The organism is Neisseria sp. HMSC70E02 (assembly GCF_001838645.1).
Lineage (GTDB): Bacteria > Pseudomonadota > Gammaproteobacteria > Burkholderiales > Neisseriaceae > Neisseria > Neisseria macacae.
Window position 1 is genome coordinate 1 of the sequence record NZ_KV838044.1, and the last position, 16,389, is coordinate 16,389.

At 53.0% G+C, this 16,389-nt stretch carries 16 protein-coding genes; 2 read left to right on the forward strand and 14 right to left on the reverse strand.

The genetic code is table 11. The features are described 5' to 3' along the window. Positions 1–95: 95 nt before the first annotated feature. The 8 genes from HMPREF3277_RS00070 to HMPREF3277_RS00105 all read right to left on the reverse strand — a co-directional run bounded on the left by HMPREF3277_RS00070 (position 96) and on the right by HMPREF3277_RS00105 (position 6,541). Complete coding sequence (locus HMPREF3277_RS00070) at positions 96–734, reverse strand: 7-carboxy-7-deazaguanine synthase QueE (protein ID WP_070869689.1); 639 nt, start codon at positions 732–734, stop codon at positions 96–98. Then, a complete protein-coding gene (locus tag HMPREF3277_RS00075; RefSeq protein WP_003757307.1) occupies positions 731–1,102 on the reverse strand; it encodes a DUF1304 domain-containing protein in 372 nt (123 codons plus the stop codon). Before HMPREF3277_RS00075 ends, HMPREF3277_RS00070 begins: the two co-directional genes overlap by 4 nt. Positions 1,103–1,158: 56 nt before the next feature. Then, positions 1,159–1,659 (reverse strand): hypothetical protein, encoded by a 501-nt coding sequence (locus HMPREF3277_RS00080; RefSeq protein WP_141745767.1) that lies wholly within the window; start codon positions 1,657–1,659, stop codon positions 1,159–1,161. Positions 1,660–1,678: 19 nt separating this feature from the next. Further along, on the reverse strand, positions 1,679–2,101 hold the full coding sequence (queD, locus tag HMPREF3277_RS00085; RefSeq protein ID WP_003777269.1) for a 6-carboxytetrahydropterin synthase QueD: 423 nt from the start codon (positions 2,099–2,101) through the stop codon (positions 1,679–1,681). Between the two features lie 10 nt (positions 2,102–2,111). Then, the gene (locus tag HMPREF3277_RS00090; RefSeq protein WP_070869690.1) at positions 2,112–2,627 is read right to left on the reverse strand and encodes a DUF1543 domain-containing protein; all 516 of its coding nucleotides are present in this window, start codon (positions 2,625–2,627) and stop codon (positions 2,112–2,114) included. Between the two features lie 51 nt (positions 2,628–2,678). Further along, positions 2,679–4,016 (reverse strand): DUF3482 domain-containing protein, encoded by a 1,338-nt coding sequence (locus HMPREF3277_RS00095; RefSeq protein WP_141765154.1) that lies wholly within the window; start codon positions 4,014–4,016, stop codon positions 2,679–2,681. Between the two features lie 71 nt (positions 4,017–4,087). Continuing rightward, a complete protein-coding gene (locus HMPREF3277_RS00100; protein WP_070869691.1) occupies positions 4,088–5,428 on the reverse strand; it encodes a DUF2868 domain-containing protein in 1,341 nt (446 codons plus the stop codon). Between the two features lie 129 nt (positions 5,429–5,557). Next, on the reverse strand, positions 5,558–6,541 hold the full coding sequence (locus HMPREF3277_RS00105; protein WP_070869692.1) for a hypothetical protein: 984 nt from the start codon (positions 6,539–6,541) through the stop codon (positions 5,558–5,560). Positions 6,542–6,707: 166 nt separating this feature from the next. Here HMPREF3277_RS00105 and HMPREF3277_RS00110 point away from each other — a divergent pair, with 166 nt between their 5' ends. Next, positions 6,708–7,676 carry a hypothetical protein gene (locus HMPREF3277_RS00110; RefSeq protein WP_070869693.1) on the forward strand — a complete coding sequence of 323 codons (969 nt, stop codon included), beginning with the start codon at positions 6,708–6,710 and terminating at the stop codon, positions 7,674–7,676. A gap of 89 nt (positions 7,677–7,765) precedes the next feature. Here HMPREF3277_RS00110 and ruvX read toward each other — a convergent pair whose 3' ends face one another. The 6 genes from ruvX to smc form a co-directional block, all read right to left on the reverse strand. Beyond that, the gene (gene ruvX, locus HMPREF3277_RS00115; RefSeq protein WP_003777257.1) at positions 7,766–8,233 is read right to left on the reverse strand and encodes a Holliday junction resolvase RuvX; all 468 of its coding nucleotides are present in this window, start codon (positions 8,231–8,233) and stop codon (positions 7,766–7,768) included. Then, positions 8,226–8,774 (reverse strand): YqgE/AlgH family protein, encoded by a 549-nt coding sequence (locus HMPREF3277_RS00120; protein WP_019271440.1) that lies wholly within the window; start codon positions 8,772–8,774, stop codon positions 8,226–8,228. Before HMPREF3277_RS00120 ends, ruvX begins: the two co-directional genes overlap by 8 nt. A gap of 12 nt (positions 8,775–8,786) precedes the next feature. After that, on the reverse strand, positions 8,787–9,335 hold the full coding sequence (locus HMPREF3277_RS00125; RefSeq protein ID WP_070869694.1) for a CreA family protein: 549 nt from the start codon (positions 9,333–9,335) through the stop codon (positions 8,787–8,789). Between the two features lie 342 nt (positions 9,336–9,677). Next, positions 9,678–10,298 (reverse strand): hypothetical protein, encoded by a 621-nt coding sequence (locus HMPREF3277_RS00130; RefSeq protein ID WP_070869695.1) that lies wholly within the window; start codon positions 10,296–10,298, stop codon positions 9,678–9,680. Positions 10,299–10,524: 226 nt separating this feature from the next. Next, complete coding sequence (locus tag HMPREF3277_RS00135) at positions 10,525–11,370, reverse strand: PoNe immunity protein domain-containing protein (RefSeq protein ID WP_070869696.1); 846 nt, start codon at positions 11,368–11,370, stop codon at positions 10,525–10,527. A gap of 203 nt (positions 11,371–11,573) precedes the next feature. After that, positions 11,574–15,056 carry a chromosome segregation protein SMC gene (gene smc, locus HMPREF3277_RS00140; protein WP_070869697.1) on the reverse strand — a complete coding sequence of 1,161 codons (3,483 nt, stop codon included), beginning with the start codon at positions 15,054–15,056 and terminating at the stop codon, positions 11,574–11,576. A gap of 260 nt (positions 15,057–15,316) precedes the next feature. Between smc and tehB the strand changes: the two genes are divergently transcribed. Beyond that, complete coding sequence (tehB, locus tag HMPREF3277_RS00145) at positions 15,317–16,174, forward strand: SAM-dependent methyltransferase TehB (protein WP_070869698.1); 858 nt, start codon at positions 15,317–15,319, stop codon at positions 16,172–16,174. Positions 16,175–16,389 lie beyond the last annotated feature (215 nt).

Here is a 16,389-nt window from a genome sequence, read left to right on the forward strand (position 1 = left end):
AGTATTGTACTATTTTGTTTTTAATTTACTATAGTTCAGAAAGTGTGCTGCTGACAAGGAACAGCGGCTTACTTTTTAAGCCTCTACTTCCTGTTTTACTCTATCCCCGCCCATTTGTGCGTCTGCACGCTCAACTGCCAATGCACGGGCGCGTCGGGGCGGCTGTTTAAGATACCGATTTGGCGGATGGTGTCGTAGATGTTCATCACACCGTTTTGTTCGCAGGGCGAAAGGTAGTAATGGCGCGCACGGATTTTACGTTCCATGTTTTCACAGAACGCAACGACATCGCCGTCCGCCACAATGCGCACTTCGTCGGCTTCGGCGATACAGCTATTTTCATATTTGGCGGCATAGCAGGCTTTGGGACTGGTGGCGACGTAGTCGATTTGCGGTGGCGCGGGCTTGAGGCCGTTGGTTTCGATACAGAGGAAATAACCTTCGGCCTTGAGCGCGTCCAGCAGCGTATCGAGATGCGGCTGTATGGTCGGCTCGCCGCCGGTGATGATGATATTGCGGGCGGCGTAGGTTTTCAGACGGCCTAAAATGTCGGACAGGCTCATCATGCCGAATTTCAAATAATCGGTATCACACCAGCCGCACGCCAGATTGCATTTGCCCAAACGGACGAACACGGCAGGCATGCCCGTGTTCCAGCCCTCGCCTTGCAGGCTCTCGAAAATTTCAACGATGCGGTATTGCGGATTTTCGGGGGCGACGCTGATTTTTTTCATACCGCCAACACCGCTGCCGCTGCCAGCATCGCGGGCAGGCCTTGTTTGACGAGTATGCCTTTGTTGCCGGAAGAGAACGCGCCCCATGCGGCGGCAATCAAAACGAAGCCGAGAAACAGAATCGTCGCGCCGTAAACGGCGTTGTCCGGCGCGGCAAACCGCGACCACACCAGCCCGATGCCGAGAAAGCCGTTATACAGCCCTTGGTTACTGAACAGGGTCTGCACGCGCTTTTGTTCCATAAATTCATAAGGCAGCTTGAACATTTCCGCCGCTTTTTCGCTGGGAATCTGCGTCATTTCAAGCCAGGCGATGTAGAAATGTTCGGCGGCGACGAGGAGAACTAGGAGGGTGGAAAGGAGTTTCATCGTATTCCTTTAAAGAATCTAGGTTGTTGAAATTTTTTTGAAAACCAAAGTACGGTTTATTTGGCAGACCGCTTCAATACAAACAAAATAAGCAAAAACGGCAGCAAAACAACGGCACCCATCAGAAAGAATTTCGGATATATCCGTTTGTCGTCTGCAAATTCCCTCAGCAGGGCGGCATCATCCGTTCCGCTTCCAATCGTCAATTCATCACTGCCATAATGAAGCGTTCCGCCGGCAACGGCATAATATCTGTCATTCAAAACCACTATCCTGAGATTCTCCGCATACAGCGTTTCCCCATGATATTCCGCACAGACTCTGCCCATACCCATTCGGCAGTCTGCGTGAATAACCTCTTTGCCGCCGACAATGCGCACACTCGGGTCATAAGCCTTGCCTGTAATTTTGACTTCGGCAGCGTTTAACCGTATTTCCCGACTACGGATGTTGCCGACGGTCAGGTCGAATCCGATAAATATCGAGGACACTGCTGCCAATATGCAAAACGAACAGAAAACCGCCAACACACCGTCAAACCATTTTCCAAACGGCAAGCCGCTTATCCGCACTCCCCTACTCCCCTTCATACTCCGCACACGATGTCGGCGTTTCCCACAATTTCACGCTGCACACTTTCAGCCCCGCGTTTTTCAAACGGTCGTACATTTCGACCGCCATATTTTCGGCAGTGGTGCGGCAGGGCAGGCACAGGGTTTTCATATTCCAGCCCTCCAAGAGCGCGGCGATTTGGCATTCGCGGCCGTTGCCGCCGTGGTAGATAAACGCGTGGTCGAAAGGGTCGGTAATATGTTTTTTCACAATGGCTTTGAGGTCGGTGAAATCCATCACCATGCCGTCTTTCGCGCCACCCCGTATGGGGTCGTCTGAAACCGTGATTTCGAGTTTGTAGGTATGCCCGTGCAGGTTTTGGCATTTGCCGTCATGCCCGTCGAGCATGTGTGAGGAGTCGAAGGTGAATATCTTGGTAATTTTCATGGTGGGTACTTTAAATCGGTAAATAGCCCTGAAAGCCGATTGCGGCAGGCTTGCCGTGCGGATTCGGGGTCAGGCGGATGGTGTGATTGCCGATGCGGTCGAGCCGGAGCAGGTTGTCCACGTCTTTTAGGTTGTCTTTATGCTGCTGAACATGGTCGGTCAACAAGGTTTGCAGGGCTTTTTGTTTGGCTTCGGCGGGCGTGGCAGCAACGAACAGTCCGAAAGCGTGCGCCTCGGCAAGCTGCCCCGCGCGATAACCGCCGACATTGACGAAATACAGGTGCGGGACGTTTTCAGACGACCCCTGCGGCTCGGCGTGGTCGGATACGTCAATATCGTAACCGTCCACCCATTCGACAACCTGCCAACCGTCAATATGGATTTTGTCCGCATCGCCGAACCATGCAGCTTTGAGCGCAGGGATGGCTTCGCGGTAGTCATTGCACACAGCAAATTGGATGTCGTGCACTTCGATGTTGGAACGGCCTGCGTTACCACCGAGATAGAACATATAAAGTTTGGGCATCTTCATCCTGACGTATTTTTGAAGTTTGGGAACCTGCCATTCTCCGCCTGCCTACCCGCCCAATTTCCTACTCAAACTTTCCGTATATTCTTCCCGTTCGGCGCGGCTGGTTTCGGGGAGGTGGGTGTTGAGCGACGACCATTTCCACCTGCTGCGCGCTTTGTTGAGTTCGGACGGGAGTTTGTCCGGCGTCCAGGGCGCTTTGCGGCTGTGCAACTCGACTTGCGATTGCGCCGCATGGCCACGCGTTTGCAGGATGTGGAGCAAATCGAGGGCGCGGGCGGCGAGCAGGGTCAGGGTTTCGGGGTCGGTGTGCAGGGTTTGGCGACCGGTGAGCTTGTCGGAAATGGTGCGGGTATTGGGCAGGATACCGCCCAAAAAACCGCCGATTGCCGTACCCAATCCGAGCGAACCGCCGAGCGTGGCGATGTCCAGCCCCAAGCCGATGAGTGCGCCGGTTGCCGCGCCCGTGCCGGTACGGATGCCGTATTGCTTGAGCAACTCGCTGTCGAATGGATCTTGATGGAAGGCTTTGGGTACCCAGTCGCCGCCGTCGATTTCGCTGTGGTAGAAGCGGTAGAGGGCAAACAGCCGCTGCTGCATCTGTCGTTCGAGCTGGCGGATTTCTGCCTGCATGGTTTGCAGGACGGGCGCGGGGTCGTCGTTTTCGTCGATTTCCTGCGTGAAGGCTGCCATATCGAGCAGGAAACCTGCGATTTCGTGCCGCGCTTCTTTGTCCAGACGCGTCCATTCGCGGCGGCGGGAAGCGGTCAGACGGTCGATGATGTCGTGTTGCGGCAGCATGGTGGCGAGCTTGTTCCAAAGGTTCAATTCGCCTTCAAAATCGAAGGCGACAGTGTCGAACCCTGCGAAAACGTGGAGATTGCGACGCGCCAACATGGTTGTCCACGCTTCAGGAAGCTGTCCGCCGGTAAAGTTGAACACGGGCATGACCGGTTTGGCGCACCATGAAAGAATGGTCAATTCGTCCCGATATTTGTCGAGGACGGGTTCGCGCGCGTCGATGACGTACAACGCCATGTCGCTTTGCAGAAGCTGCCGCAGCACTTTGGCTTCTTGGTTGAAATCGTGATGCGCGCCGTGGCTGTCGAGGAACTTTTGCAGCCGCTCGATGCCGTCGGCGCGTGTGTCCGTGTTGGTTTCCAGCCAATCCAAAACGCCGCCCGCGTCTTCGAGTCCGGGCGTATCGTACAGGTACAGCAGCGTGTCGGTGCCGTCGGTAATCGCGGCTTCTTCGACATGGCGCGTGGTGGACGGGGCGTTTTTGACTTCGCCGAACCCGCTGTCGCGCAACAGGGTGCGCAGGAGCGAGGTTTTGCCGGTATTGGTGTGCCCGACGACGGCGAGTGAAAGGGGTTGGTTGTTCATCATATTTTGAGAGAATGGATTTTCAGACGACCTTTTTCAGGATGGCGGCTTAACAAAACATTTCAAGTACGTTATTGGTTTTTCAGACGACCTTCCTGCGCCGCCTTGTCAGGTTCCAGCCATGCCACGTCGCACTCTGCCAACGCGTTGCGCCAGTGGTCCAATGTTTCGGACAGGTCGTCTGAAAGCGCCCGTTCCGTCAAAAGCTGTACCACCGCCCCGCCCTGCGCCGCTTCCGAAAGCCGGACAATCTGCCGCAACACGCCGCGGTCGGGGACGGTTTCCGCGCGCACGCCGATGAGGAGCTGGGCAGGTTTCTGTTTCAATTCAGCTTCCAAAGCGGCAACTTCTTCCCGATTCGCCGCCACGCCTTTATCCAGCCATTCCTGTGCCAGCCTGCCCGCAAACCATGTGCCTTCGTACCATTCGGTTTCCAGCATGACTGCCCACTTGGGCGCGTCGTTTAAGGTGATTTTCGGGGAAACGGCAGACACGGTTTCCCGACGCGTGTCCGCATCGACGATTTTGTTCTGCCAACGGCGGATGACCGCCTGATAATAAGGTTTCTCCAAATCCAGCTTGCTTTGGCTTGTTTTTAAAAAGATTTTGCATACCGCCCAAGCCAGCAGGCGCGGCAGGATGCCGTAGCAGGCTATGCTGCCGACCAACAGTCCCGACCACGCGCGCGCATCGGCGATGTTGCCGTTCAGACGACCTTCGACCACCGCCCGCGCATCAGGTGCAGGGAAACCGAGTTTCGACGGCAGCCACGCCAGCATCTCCACCGCGCGTACCGAAGCGGCATTGGTCAACAGCGTGCTTTCCCAGTTGAACGTATATTGGCGCACCAAAAGCAGCAGCAATACCGACACCAGCATCCCGCTCAGGGTGCAGAGCCATAGACTGTGCGAAGTCGCGCCGGTAATCCAACGCGCCGAAGGCTGCCGCCATTCGTCCGCATACAGCCGGAACACCGCCTGATTGACGGGGTCTTTACCCCGAAACCACGTCGCCGGACTACTGAAAAACCGCCCCACTTTCACGCGCAGGAACAACGTTGCCAACCATACCGCCAACATCAGCGTATTCATGCCCAACACACCCGCCAAAATCAGGAAAAAATTTAGCCCTTGGCTGTCCATCAAAAGGTAAGTGCCGGAAAAGCCGCCGCTAAACATCATTGTCGCCGCCACGATCCACAGCCAAAACGACCCGGCCCGCACTTGTTCCAAGGTATGACTAAGCCCGCGGTCTCTGTCTATCATCTCCGCGCGGCGGATGATTTTTCCTTCCAAGCCGCCCTCGACATGACGCAACGCCTCCGTCGCCTGCACGGGATCGCCGGCAAAAATATAGCCGCCCTCTTCCAAAATACGGACAAGTTCGGCGAGTTTTCGGGATGGGTTCAACATAAAAAGGTCGTCTGAAAGGGATGGTGAAAACGCAAAGATTTTATCACAGCCCTTTTCAGACGACCTTTGTATTTTAAATATGCGGCGCAGGCAAACCGTTTCGCTCAAGTGGCGGAAGAGAGGTTTCCACTATTCCCCGTCTTGGAAAATCACGTCGTTTTCAAACCGCGCCATATTGTGCAGCCCGTCGGTCAGGGCGATGCCTTTCAGTTCGTGGCGACGAACCAAATCCAACACGGCTTCCTTGCCGGAAACGGGATGGCAGCCGGCAGGTCCCATATGTTGGAAACGGTCGGTGTAAAAAAGATATAAATAACCGTCCCGCGCGTAAAGCCCGCCGTCTTTGCGGTTTATCCCGACAAAAAGCGGCTGCTCCGCCAATTGGTTCCAAACAATATATTTCACGGATTTCGCCAAATCCGCCGAATATTTTTCCACCAACCCGATCAGCAGCACATTCTCCTGCGGCGTATTGCCGGCAAAAAAGTCCAGCAATTCGTCATCTTCGACATCCGTAAACTGCTTGAACAATTCCTCCGCCCGCGCGGGTGTAACCTTATAGGGATTGGAAAAACCGACGATGGCTATCGGATGAAATTGCAGCGGTAACTTGGCATCGGTACCGATGGACAACGCCTCCATCTTCTCTCTGGAAGCCGCCATGCTGCCCGCGCCGTTCACGCGCATCAACCAAGAAAGTGCGCATTCAAAATGCTCGCCGTCCTGCCCTCTGTATTCCATCAGTTGAATGCCCAGCGAGTGCGCGACACGCAGGACATTACTCAAATTATTGAACTGGTCTGCCTTATCCAGCGCACCGACCAAAGCGATGCCGTCTAAAGCGCCGTCCTGCCCGTCTGAAAAAGCCCGCGCCGCTTCATAGTTTTCAAACACATATAAAACCGTCCGCCCGTCTTTCAGACGACCTATATAAGGGATGCCCGTCCCTTCCGACACATCCGCCTGCATGGCAGACAGCGGCACATACACTTTATCTTTCGCATAAATCGCCCGCGCCGAACCCTCGCTTTTTTCCTGCGCGGAAAGTCTGCGCGGCTCTTGTGCCGTTTCGCCGGACGGCTTGTTCCCAAAAATTTTCGACAAAATACTCATTCGGTTTTCCTTAATGTATTGGTATGCGCCCGCCTGACTGCTTTTCTGCACAACAGAACGGCGGCAAACCGGGCGCGCAAGATTTTATCACAGCCTTTTTCAGACGACTTGCATTATCCCTAAGATACCGTCCATAATAGCTTTATGCATTAAGCAAGGAAAAACAATGACTATCCGAACCACAACGTTATCCCTACTCACCCTGCTCACCCTCTTCCCCACGATTGCCGCCGCGAAAGACGAACCGCCTGCCGACGGCGACACTTGGGTGGACCACCGCCACGAAGTCGTTTCCAAACGCTTGGACAAATGGTCCAACCGCATCGACGACTGGTTTGGCGAACCCGACCCCGACCACCCTGCCGACGCCAACTTGCGTGTCATGCTTGATACTGAATGGAACCCTGACGACAAATTTACCGTGACGCCCCGCGTACGGGGTCGTCTGAAACTGCCGACCTTAGAGAAAAAAGTCCATGTGATTTTCGGTGACGACTCTTTGGACGACGAGTTGAAACACGAAGCCAACGCCTACCGCAACCGTACCAATACCAACGGCAGGATATTCGACGCATCCCAAAGCCGCGACAACAACGCCTCCCTTGCCGTACGCTGGTCTGAAGCATTCGCCAAACAGCGCACCGATACCGACTTCGATATCGGTATCCGCTCCGGCAGCGACCTGTACGCCCGCGCCAAAAGCTCGAGCAATTGGCAACTGACCGACAGCATCGACACCAGCCTCGAACAAATCTACCGTTACGGCATCAAGAGCAAACACCATGTCCGTACCAACTGGGAAACGCGCTACATCCCCAGCGAAAAAAGCTTTATCGCCAATCAGGCACACCTGCAATACGAACACGATAAAACCGAAGACTGGACATGGGGCAACAGCCTCTTCCGCCAACACAACCTCAGCAAACACCGCCACGTCAACTACGGCGTGTACACCGGCGGCAATATCGAAAAACGCAAAGCCGCCCTCAATACCTACGGTCCGTTTACCACCTACCGCCAACCGATTTGGCGCAACTGGCTGTTTACCCAAACCGAAGTCAACTACTACAACAACCGCAAAGAAAACCAAAAACACCGCGTCGGCGCGCTGTTAAGGATTGAAGCCTTGTTCTGATGCAAAAAGGTCGTCTGAAAGCCTGTTAACGGATTCAACCCCGTCAATACAGCTTTCAGACGACCTTTTTTCAAACTATCTCAAACAAATTATTCTTCCGAACCTTCTTCCCTGCCGTTGAAATACTCTGCCGCGCCACCGTCGAAAAAGCCCTGCAAAATCGCCTGAGCAGCCACTTGGTCGAGTACCGCCTTCTGTTTGCGCCCGAATACCTGCGCTTCGGCAAGCAGGCTTTCCGCATACAGCGAGGACATCCGTTCATCCACCCAATATACGGGCAGGTTGAAACGCCCGTGCAGGCGGCGGCCGAATTTGCGGCTGAGGCGGGTCAACTCGTGTTCCGTACCGTCGGCGTGGGTCGGCAATCCGACGACCAGATGCTTGGGCTGCCATTCCCGTATCAGCTTGGCGATGGCGTTGAACTTCTCGTCGTTGCTGTTGCCGGTAACGGTCGCCAAAGGATGCGACAAGCCAAGTTCCGCATCGCCCTGAGCCACACCGATACGCGCCTCGCCGAAATCAAACGCCAAAACCGTCCCCGCCGGTGCTTTATGCATGACCGGCTCCACAGACAAGCGCATCGGGCTGGATGCCCAGCTTGGCAAACGCAGCGGCGTAGCGGTGTTCGTAAGGCATATCGAACAAAATATGCTCGTCCGCCTTAACCGTCAGCCAGACATTGTCCGCCAGCTCGCGTTCAAGCTGCCCTTTGCTCCAGCTCGAATAGCCTATGCTGATTAAAATCTTGTCCACCGCGCCCTGACGCGATAAGTTTTCAATCACATCGCGCGAAGACGTCAGCGCAATGTCGTCTGAAACAATCATACTGTTTTGCCAGTTGCCCACGGGCGTATGCACGACATAGCCGCGGTCAATCTGTACCGGCCCGCCCATCATGACGTGTTCGTGCTGCATCCGCAAAGGAATATTGCGGTCGGTTGCCGCAAAAATCATGTCCATCGTAATCGGCGACGGTTTGTTGATGATGATGCCCAACGCGCCCTCTTCGTTGTGTTCGCACACATAAATCACCGAATTTTCGAAAAACGGGTCGTCCATATCAGGCATGGCAATCAGGAAATGGTCGGTTAGGTTCATATCGCTCATCTTTTACTTGTTCGGCACAGGCGCATCCACGACGCACGCACCGTAAATCTGTTTGCCTTCCGCTCCGGCAACTTGCTGCGCATCCGCTTTAGCACCGCCAAAGCACGACACCGCGCTCAAGGAGTTCTTCGGCGAACCCTGAACGATTTTGTCGCTGTAAACCAAATACGCAAACGCCTTACGTTTAGGATCGTAATAACGGATAATCTGCTGGCTCTTGAACGCCAAACTCGCGCTGCGCTTAAACACCTCCCGCGGCTTAACGACAGCCTGCTCGTTATAACGGATGACCTCCGCCGTCTGCACGCACGACACGGAAGCATCACTCGCATCTTCCTCCAAATTCACCGTCTCTTTCAAACCGCCTTTTTTCGCATAAGAAATATAACAGGCAACCCCTTGCACATCAGGATCATCAAACCCCTCGACTTCAATACGGTCATTTTTCCCCAACATATGAAAAACCGTGCTGGCACGTCCGATTTTGTCGGTATCGTTACCGCAGGAAGCAAGAAGCAGGGCGCAAAGCGCAGGCAGAATGATTTTATTCATGTAAATAAGAAACCTTTGAGGGTTGAAAATAAAGAAGCTGACACCGCAGCTCCTACTATATAAGACCGCTTGTTCAGATTGCAAGCATCGGAAAGACCCAAATACCCAATTGAATCCCATCACCGGCTGCAAACCATCCCACTACAAACCCCATCCCTTTCATTCCTTGGTACATTCAAGGTTCAAAAAGAGAACTCTGGATTGAGCGCCAAGTTTACCGTCTGAGCTTTGACTGCAAACAAAAAAGGTCGTCTGAAAACAGATTTTCAGACGACCTTTTGAACAGAGTGTTCAACGCCCACGTTTCCAGCCGGAAAACGCGGCATCAGTAATAACGCACCTTTATTTGACTTCAGAAGGCTGCTCCCCTTTCAGATAATTCTGATAATTATATGTACCATATATTTTTAAATATTCACCTGAATTATAGATATTAAAAGTACTAAATTGTTGTTTGTCTGTTTTCCAGATGAGCACAGTTTCATAAGAATTATTGCTCAAACGAAAGCTGACGAGAAATTTGTGTACAGTCGGTCTTAATGTATCACGATCAAATTCAGAAAATAAATAGCGTCCATATAGGGTTGGCTTAACTTCGCTGACAAAACGCTCATATGCCATTTCATGTTCAGTAACTATTTTTTTATGTAGTAAAATCCCATAAAGCTCTTGAATAAACAAATCAGTATCAGGCATAGGAATACCATTTTTATTAATAAAATCATGATCTGAAATCTTCAGGTACGTTTTTTCGTCAGACAGCCATTGTTTGGCACTAAACCACACCTTTTTTTTAAGTGGCGATTCAGCTTCTCCGTATTCTCCGCATTCTAAATATTCCAAATACCGAAACACATACATTTGATATTTCTTCTGCGTTAGATGATAACCACCAGCCAGTAATAATATTCCAATAAATAAAACAATAACTTTATTTTTACGGTTGATATTTTTGCAATTCATATTTTCATCCTATTGATATTTATTATAATATCGGTAAATATCGTATCTTTTTTGAGTATAACAATTCCGTCAGCATTATCTTCATTATTTTCCTATTTTTCTATACATTTAACTATTTTCAACAAATGGCATAGTTTAAATGGCATTTAATTTACCACTCCATTCATAAAAAAGTCGTCTGAAAACATATTTTCAGACGACCTTCTAATCTTCAACCTTTTCCAAACTAATCAGCTTGACCTTTTCCTTCACGCTTGCGTTTCTGCTCCCTCGCCCAATCAACCATATCTTTGGGGTAATAAGGAGATTGGCGCAATTCGGTATCGTCCAAATCGTCAAGATAAGCGATGGCGGCGGCTTCGAATGCCCAGTAACCGCAATAACCGTTCTGTTCTGGATCGAGGTGGGATTGGTATTCAAGGTCGCTCATGCCGACCATTTCGTGGTACCAATCTTTGAGGTAGGCGTTGAGTTCTTCCAGTTGTTCTTCTTTGGTTTCGCCACGCATAGCTTCGCCGAATAAAATGGCGTGTTTGCCCATTTGGACATAATCCGGATCGGGACGATTTTTAAAATGGTAGTCCAAAAAGTCTTCAATAGTGGAATCAGGTTCTAAATCGCCTTCTGCATTGGCAAGGATGACTTCGAGTAGGCGCGGGAGCAGGTCTTCGCGTTGCAGGAGGTAGCACAGCGCGATAAGGTGCAGCGTTTTAAGGTAATGCTCACCATCACACCACGGCATCGGGCTGGTATAGTAGCCGATATCGTTTAATTTCACTTTGTTTTGCTGCCAGAATTTGGTTATCTCTTCCTCTGAAGCTAAAAATTTTTCTAGAATAGGAATTAAATCCTCTATCGGTTTACCTGCTGTATATATAATTTTCAAATAATCCCAGTAGGTTTCTGCTTGTTGCCTAGATAAAAATCTTAATGCCAAATCATCTGAGAGTTTCCATTTATTATATTCAGGAATAGCTTCCAGAAAATAATTATTAAATTTATTAAATCTTTCCTCACTCAAAAAATGCTGCCTGCGCTTTTCATTAAAACAAACTTGTTCGGTTTCGTTCATGTTTTACCCCTATAAAATCTGGCTCGGTTGGTGCAATTCTTTGAATCTTTGTATTCAGACGAATAATTTAATCCCTCAAACAATAGCAGTTTGAAATCTGAATCCAACACCCTATTTCAATTCACAGAAAGGTCGTCTGAAACCTGATTTAGTTTTTCAGACGACCTTTCCGTATCAAACTCAATAAAAATTCCCTTATCTCATCACGGCTCCGCCATTTCCAATGCCTGCTTGATGTCCACGGCAACGACGCGCGATACGCCTTTTTCCTGCATGGTTACGCCGACCAGCTGTTCCGCCATTTCCATGGTCAGGCGGTTGTGGGAGATGTATAGGAACTGGGTTTGCGCCGACATTTCTTTGACCAGGTTGCAGAAGCGCGAGGTGTTGGCATCGTCCAGCGGGGCGTCGACTTCGTCCAGAAGGCAGAAGGGGGCGGGGTTGAGGCTGAACAGGGCGAACACGAGGCTCATGGCGGTGAGGGCTTTTTCGCCGCCGGAGAGAAGGTGGATGGTGCTGTTTTTCTTGCCGGGCGGGCGCGCCATGATGGACACGCCGGCGGTCAGGAGGTCGTCGCCTATCATTTTGAGGGTGGCTTCGCCGCCGCCGAACAGGGTGGGGAAGAAGGTTTGGACTTTGCCGTTGACGGCGTCGAAGGTTTCTTTGAAACGCGCTTTGGTTTTGTCGTCGATTTGGGCGATGGCTTCTTCCAAAAGGGTGATGGCGGCTTGCACGTCTTCGCTCTGGCTGCGGTAGTAACCGTCGCGTTCGCGCGCTTCTTCGAGTTCTTGCAGGGCGGCGAGGTTGACGGCGCCGAGGGCTTCGATTTGCTGGGTGAGGCTGCCGATGCTGCTGTTCAATACTTTCGGCGATTCTTTCGCCAACGCTTCGAGCGCGTCCAAATCGGCGGCGCGTTCGGTCAGGTTTTGATGGTAGCGTTTGGCGTTAATCAGGGCTTCCTGCTGCTGCAACAGGGCGGTTTGGGTGGCGGCCTGAAGCTGCGGCAGCTTGGTTTGCAGGGCTTGTACGCGGGCGTATTGTTCCCTGCCCTGTTCCTGAATCTGCGCGAGTTTCTCCTGCACGGCGATGTATTCTTCGTCCAGCGTGTGCACGGCTTCAGTCAATTCGTCGAGCTTGATGTGCTGCTCGTCGTTTTGGAACTCGGTTTCATAGGCGAGGGCAAGCTCTTGCTGGCGTTCCTGCCAGTCTAGGGTTTGCTGTTCGAGCCGGGCGATTTGCTGCTGGTAGTTTTGTTTTTGCTGGTTGAGTTTGTGGACGGCGACTTCGGCCAGCCCGTATTGGCGGTTGGCTTCCAGCAGGGCAAGCTGCGCCTGTTTCAGACGGCCTTGCTGCTCTTGGCGGCTGTGTGCGGTGGTTTGCTGTTGGTGTTCGAGTTCGGCGGCGGCTTCCTGCAAAGTAGCGATGTCGTCTGAAAGCCCGTCGGACGTGTGTTGCAACACGGTCTGCTCTTCCGCCAACTGCGTCAGTTCGCGCTCGATGTGTTCGCGGCGGATTTGCCCTTGGTTGGTACGCGCCAGAAGTTCGGCGGCGCGTTGCTGCGCTTGGCTGTATTGGCGCGTGTGCTGCTGTTGCTGCTGCATCAGGTTTTTATGCTGCACTTCGGACGAGCGCACGGCGGCTTCCGCCTGTTTGAACGCAGCTTCGGCGGCGGAGAGTTCGGGGGCAAGTTTTTCCAGTTCGGACGCAATGCCGTCGAGGCGCGCTTTTTGGGCAATCAGGCTTTCCTGCACAGGTTTGGCATAGAGCAGGACGCTGACTTTATCGACCTGATGGCCTTCGGGCGTAAGCCAGATTTGGTGTGCGCCCAAATCGCTTTGATGCGCGAGGGCGTAGCTCAAATCGGGCGCGCACAATACGCCGTCGAGCCAGTGGTGTAATGCCGTCTGAAACGGCGGCTGCGCTTGGATTTGGTTCAGCAATGCCTGTACGGGCAGGGATTTTTTGATGCCGCCGGAGAGGTCGTCTGAAAGCCATGCCGCCTGCCCTTGCGGCAAAGGCACGGGCGGCACGAAGCCGTGTGGCACGGCGCGGGCGTGCAGGCGTTCGGCAAGGATGACGGACAAGGCGTGTTGCCACTCGGCGGGCGCGGTGATGTGTTGCCACAGTTGCGGCGCGGCGGCGTGGTCGGTTGCCTGCCAGAAGTCGGCGGCTTCCTGCTGCTGCGACAGGATTTGCGACAACGCCTGCTGCTGCGCCTGCAAGGTGATGTGTTGCTGCTTCAGGCTTTGGAAGCGGTCTGAGGCCGTCTGAAACGTCTCGCGGGCGGCGTGTAAGGCTTCTTCCGCGGCAATGATTTGTTCTTCGTAATGCTCTTGCTGGCTTTGCAACAAGGCGGCGGCTTCCTGCGCGGCAGCGGTTTCGGCTTCGTCGGGCAGGTTCAGAGCTTGGTTTTCCTGTTTCAAACGACCTTTGCGCTCTTCGTGCTTGGCAACGGTTTGTTCGGCATGGGCAAGCTGCTGCTGTTTCAACGCCAGTTCGCGGCGGATGCGGTTTGCCTCGTCCTGCTGGGTTTGGAAGGCGGCGTTGAGCGTGGCTTGGGCTTCTTCTAATTCGGGCAGACGCTCTTCATGTTCGGCAACCTGCATCGCCCATTCTGCCAATTCGGTTTGCTTTTCTTCGGCCTGCAACTCGTTTTCTTCAAGTTGTACGCGGATTTGCTGCTGCTCCTGATGAATGCGCTGCATCTGCGCCTGCGCCGCCTGCTTGTCGCGTTCGATGCGTTGGTGCAGGTTTTGCTGATGGCGGATTTGTTCTTCCAAACGGGCAATCTGCTCGCGCAACACGCCGCGTTTGTTGCTCAGTTCGTGTACCGCCTGTTGCTGCGACTGTTCGGCGGTCTGCAAGGCGTGTACTTCGTCGTTTAACGCCTGAACCTGCGCGGCGGTTTCGTCCTGCTGCGCCTGCAAAGACTGATGCTGCGCGGTCGCTTTGTCAGCGGCGGCAAGCGATTGCTGCCATTGGGCGTAATCGAGCAAATCCTGTTGTCGGTTCAACTGCGCGGTCAGGGATTTGTAGCGTTCGGCGGTTTCCGCCTGTTTCTCCAGCTTTTCCACCTGACGCGCCAATTCGGTCTGCAAATCGCCCAAACGCTGCAAATGCTCGCGCGTGTCTTTCAGACGACCTTCCGTCTCCTTGCGGCGTTCCTTATATTTGGACACGCCCGCCGCCTCCTCGATATAGGCGCGCAACTCCTCCGGCCGCGCTTCGATGATGCGCGAAATCATCCCCTGTTCGATGACGGCATAACCACGCGCACCCACGCCCGTACCCAGAAACAAATCGGTAATGTCACGGCGGCGCACGGTCTGATTGTTGATGAAATAAGTCGATTCGCCCTGACGCGTCAGCTGCCGCTTGATGCTCACCTCGGCATACTGCCCCCACGCCCCCTGCAAACTGTGGTCGCTGTTGTCAAACACCAGCTCCACCGAAGCCCTCGGCGCAGGACGGCGCGTCGCCGCACCGTTAAAAATCACGTCCTGCATACTCTCGCCGCGAAGCTGCTTCGCCGAAGCCTCGCCCAACACCCAGCGAACCGCATCAATCACATTCGACTTGCCGCAGCCGTTCGGCCCGATAACCGCAACAAGCTGCCCCGGAACATGAATCGTGGTCGGGTCGGTAAAAGATTTGAAGCCGGAGAGTTTGATGTGGGTCAGGCGCATGGGATAAGGACGGGGAGAAAAAATAAAGTGGGATTTTATACTAGTCTTCCCGCGAAAAACCAAATTCTTGAAAACAAATCTGACAGCCTGCCGCCTGCACCGACAAACCAGCATGGACGGCAGCACGCAAACTGAAAATAAGCAGTTTGCAGCGACCTGATTCTTCAAATGCGTCAGCAGGCAAACCGATAATTCAATGCCCTGATCAAAACAGGCATATAATATGCACCTTATCAAAAACAGATTGGAAGGAACCGACGATGGATGGACAAATGGCGCTTTTTTGCTATCAGGAACTGCCGGTTTGGCAGGCAGACGAGATTCCCGACGCGCTGCGGGCGGGTCATGCGTTTGACGAAGGGGAATGGGCTTGCCTGAACGTATTGCAAGGTCGTCTGAAATTGACGGAAGCTGATAATGCTTCTGTCGAGCTGACTGTCGAAGACGGCGACCACATGATCGCGCCGCAGCAACAGTTTACGGTCGAGCCTTTGACGGACGACACGGAAATCAAGCTCTCGCTTTATTGCGCGGCAAAGGATTATTTCAATAAGAAATACGGCATGAGCGCGACCCATTCGGCGGTAGTGGCGGCTGAAAATATCGTTCCTGCGGGCAAGGCTTTGGATATGGGCTGCGGTCAGGGGCGTAATGCGCTGTTTTTAGGTTTGAAAGGATTTGACGTAACCGCCGTAGACAACAACCCGCAGGCGGTGCAAAACGTCAACGAGTTGGCGCGCATCGAAGACCTGGACGTGCGGGCGGTGGAATATGATTTGAATGCCGCCAACCTTCAAGATCATTTCGACTATATCGTGGCGACGGTTGTGTTTATGTTCCTGTATCCGCGTTTCGTGCCGCAAGTGATTGCCGATATGCAGGCGCACACCAACCCGGGCGGCTACAACCTGATCGTTTCGGCGATGGACACTGAAGACTTCCCCTGCCCTATGCCTTTTCCGTTTAAATTTAAAGAAGGCGAGTTGCGCGAATACTACCGCGACTGGGAGATTGTCGAATACAAAGAGGAACTCGGCGCCATGCACGCGAAAGATGCGGCGGGCAATCCGATACAGTTTAAGTTTGTTACCATGTTGGCGAAAAAGCCTGAGGCATAAACGAACGGGGTCGTCTGAAAGGTTTTCAGACGACCTTTTGGTATCCACTTTCTTATAGAGTCTCCAATATTGCCCACCAGTCATCCGAGTTACACTTCAAAAGCTGAATCGTGTTGACTGCGGGCAACTGACACCCAACGCACCATCACTAACAGCCCAAAAACAAAAAGGTCGTCTGAAACCTGAACTGGCCCCCAAATCTTGGACACTCATAA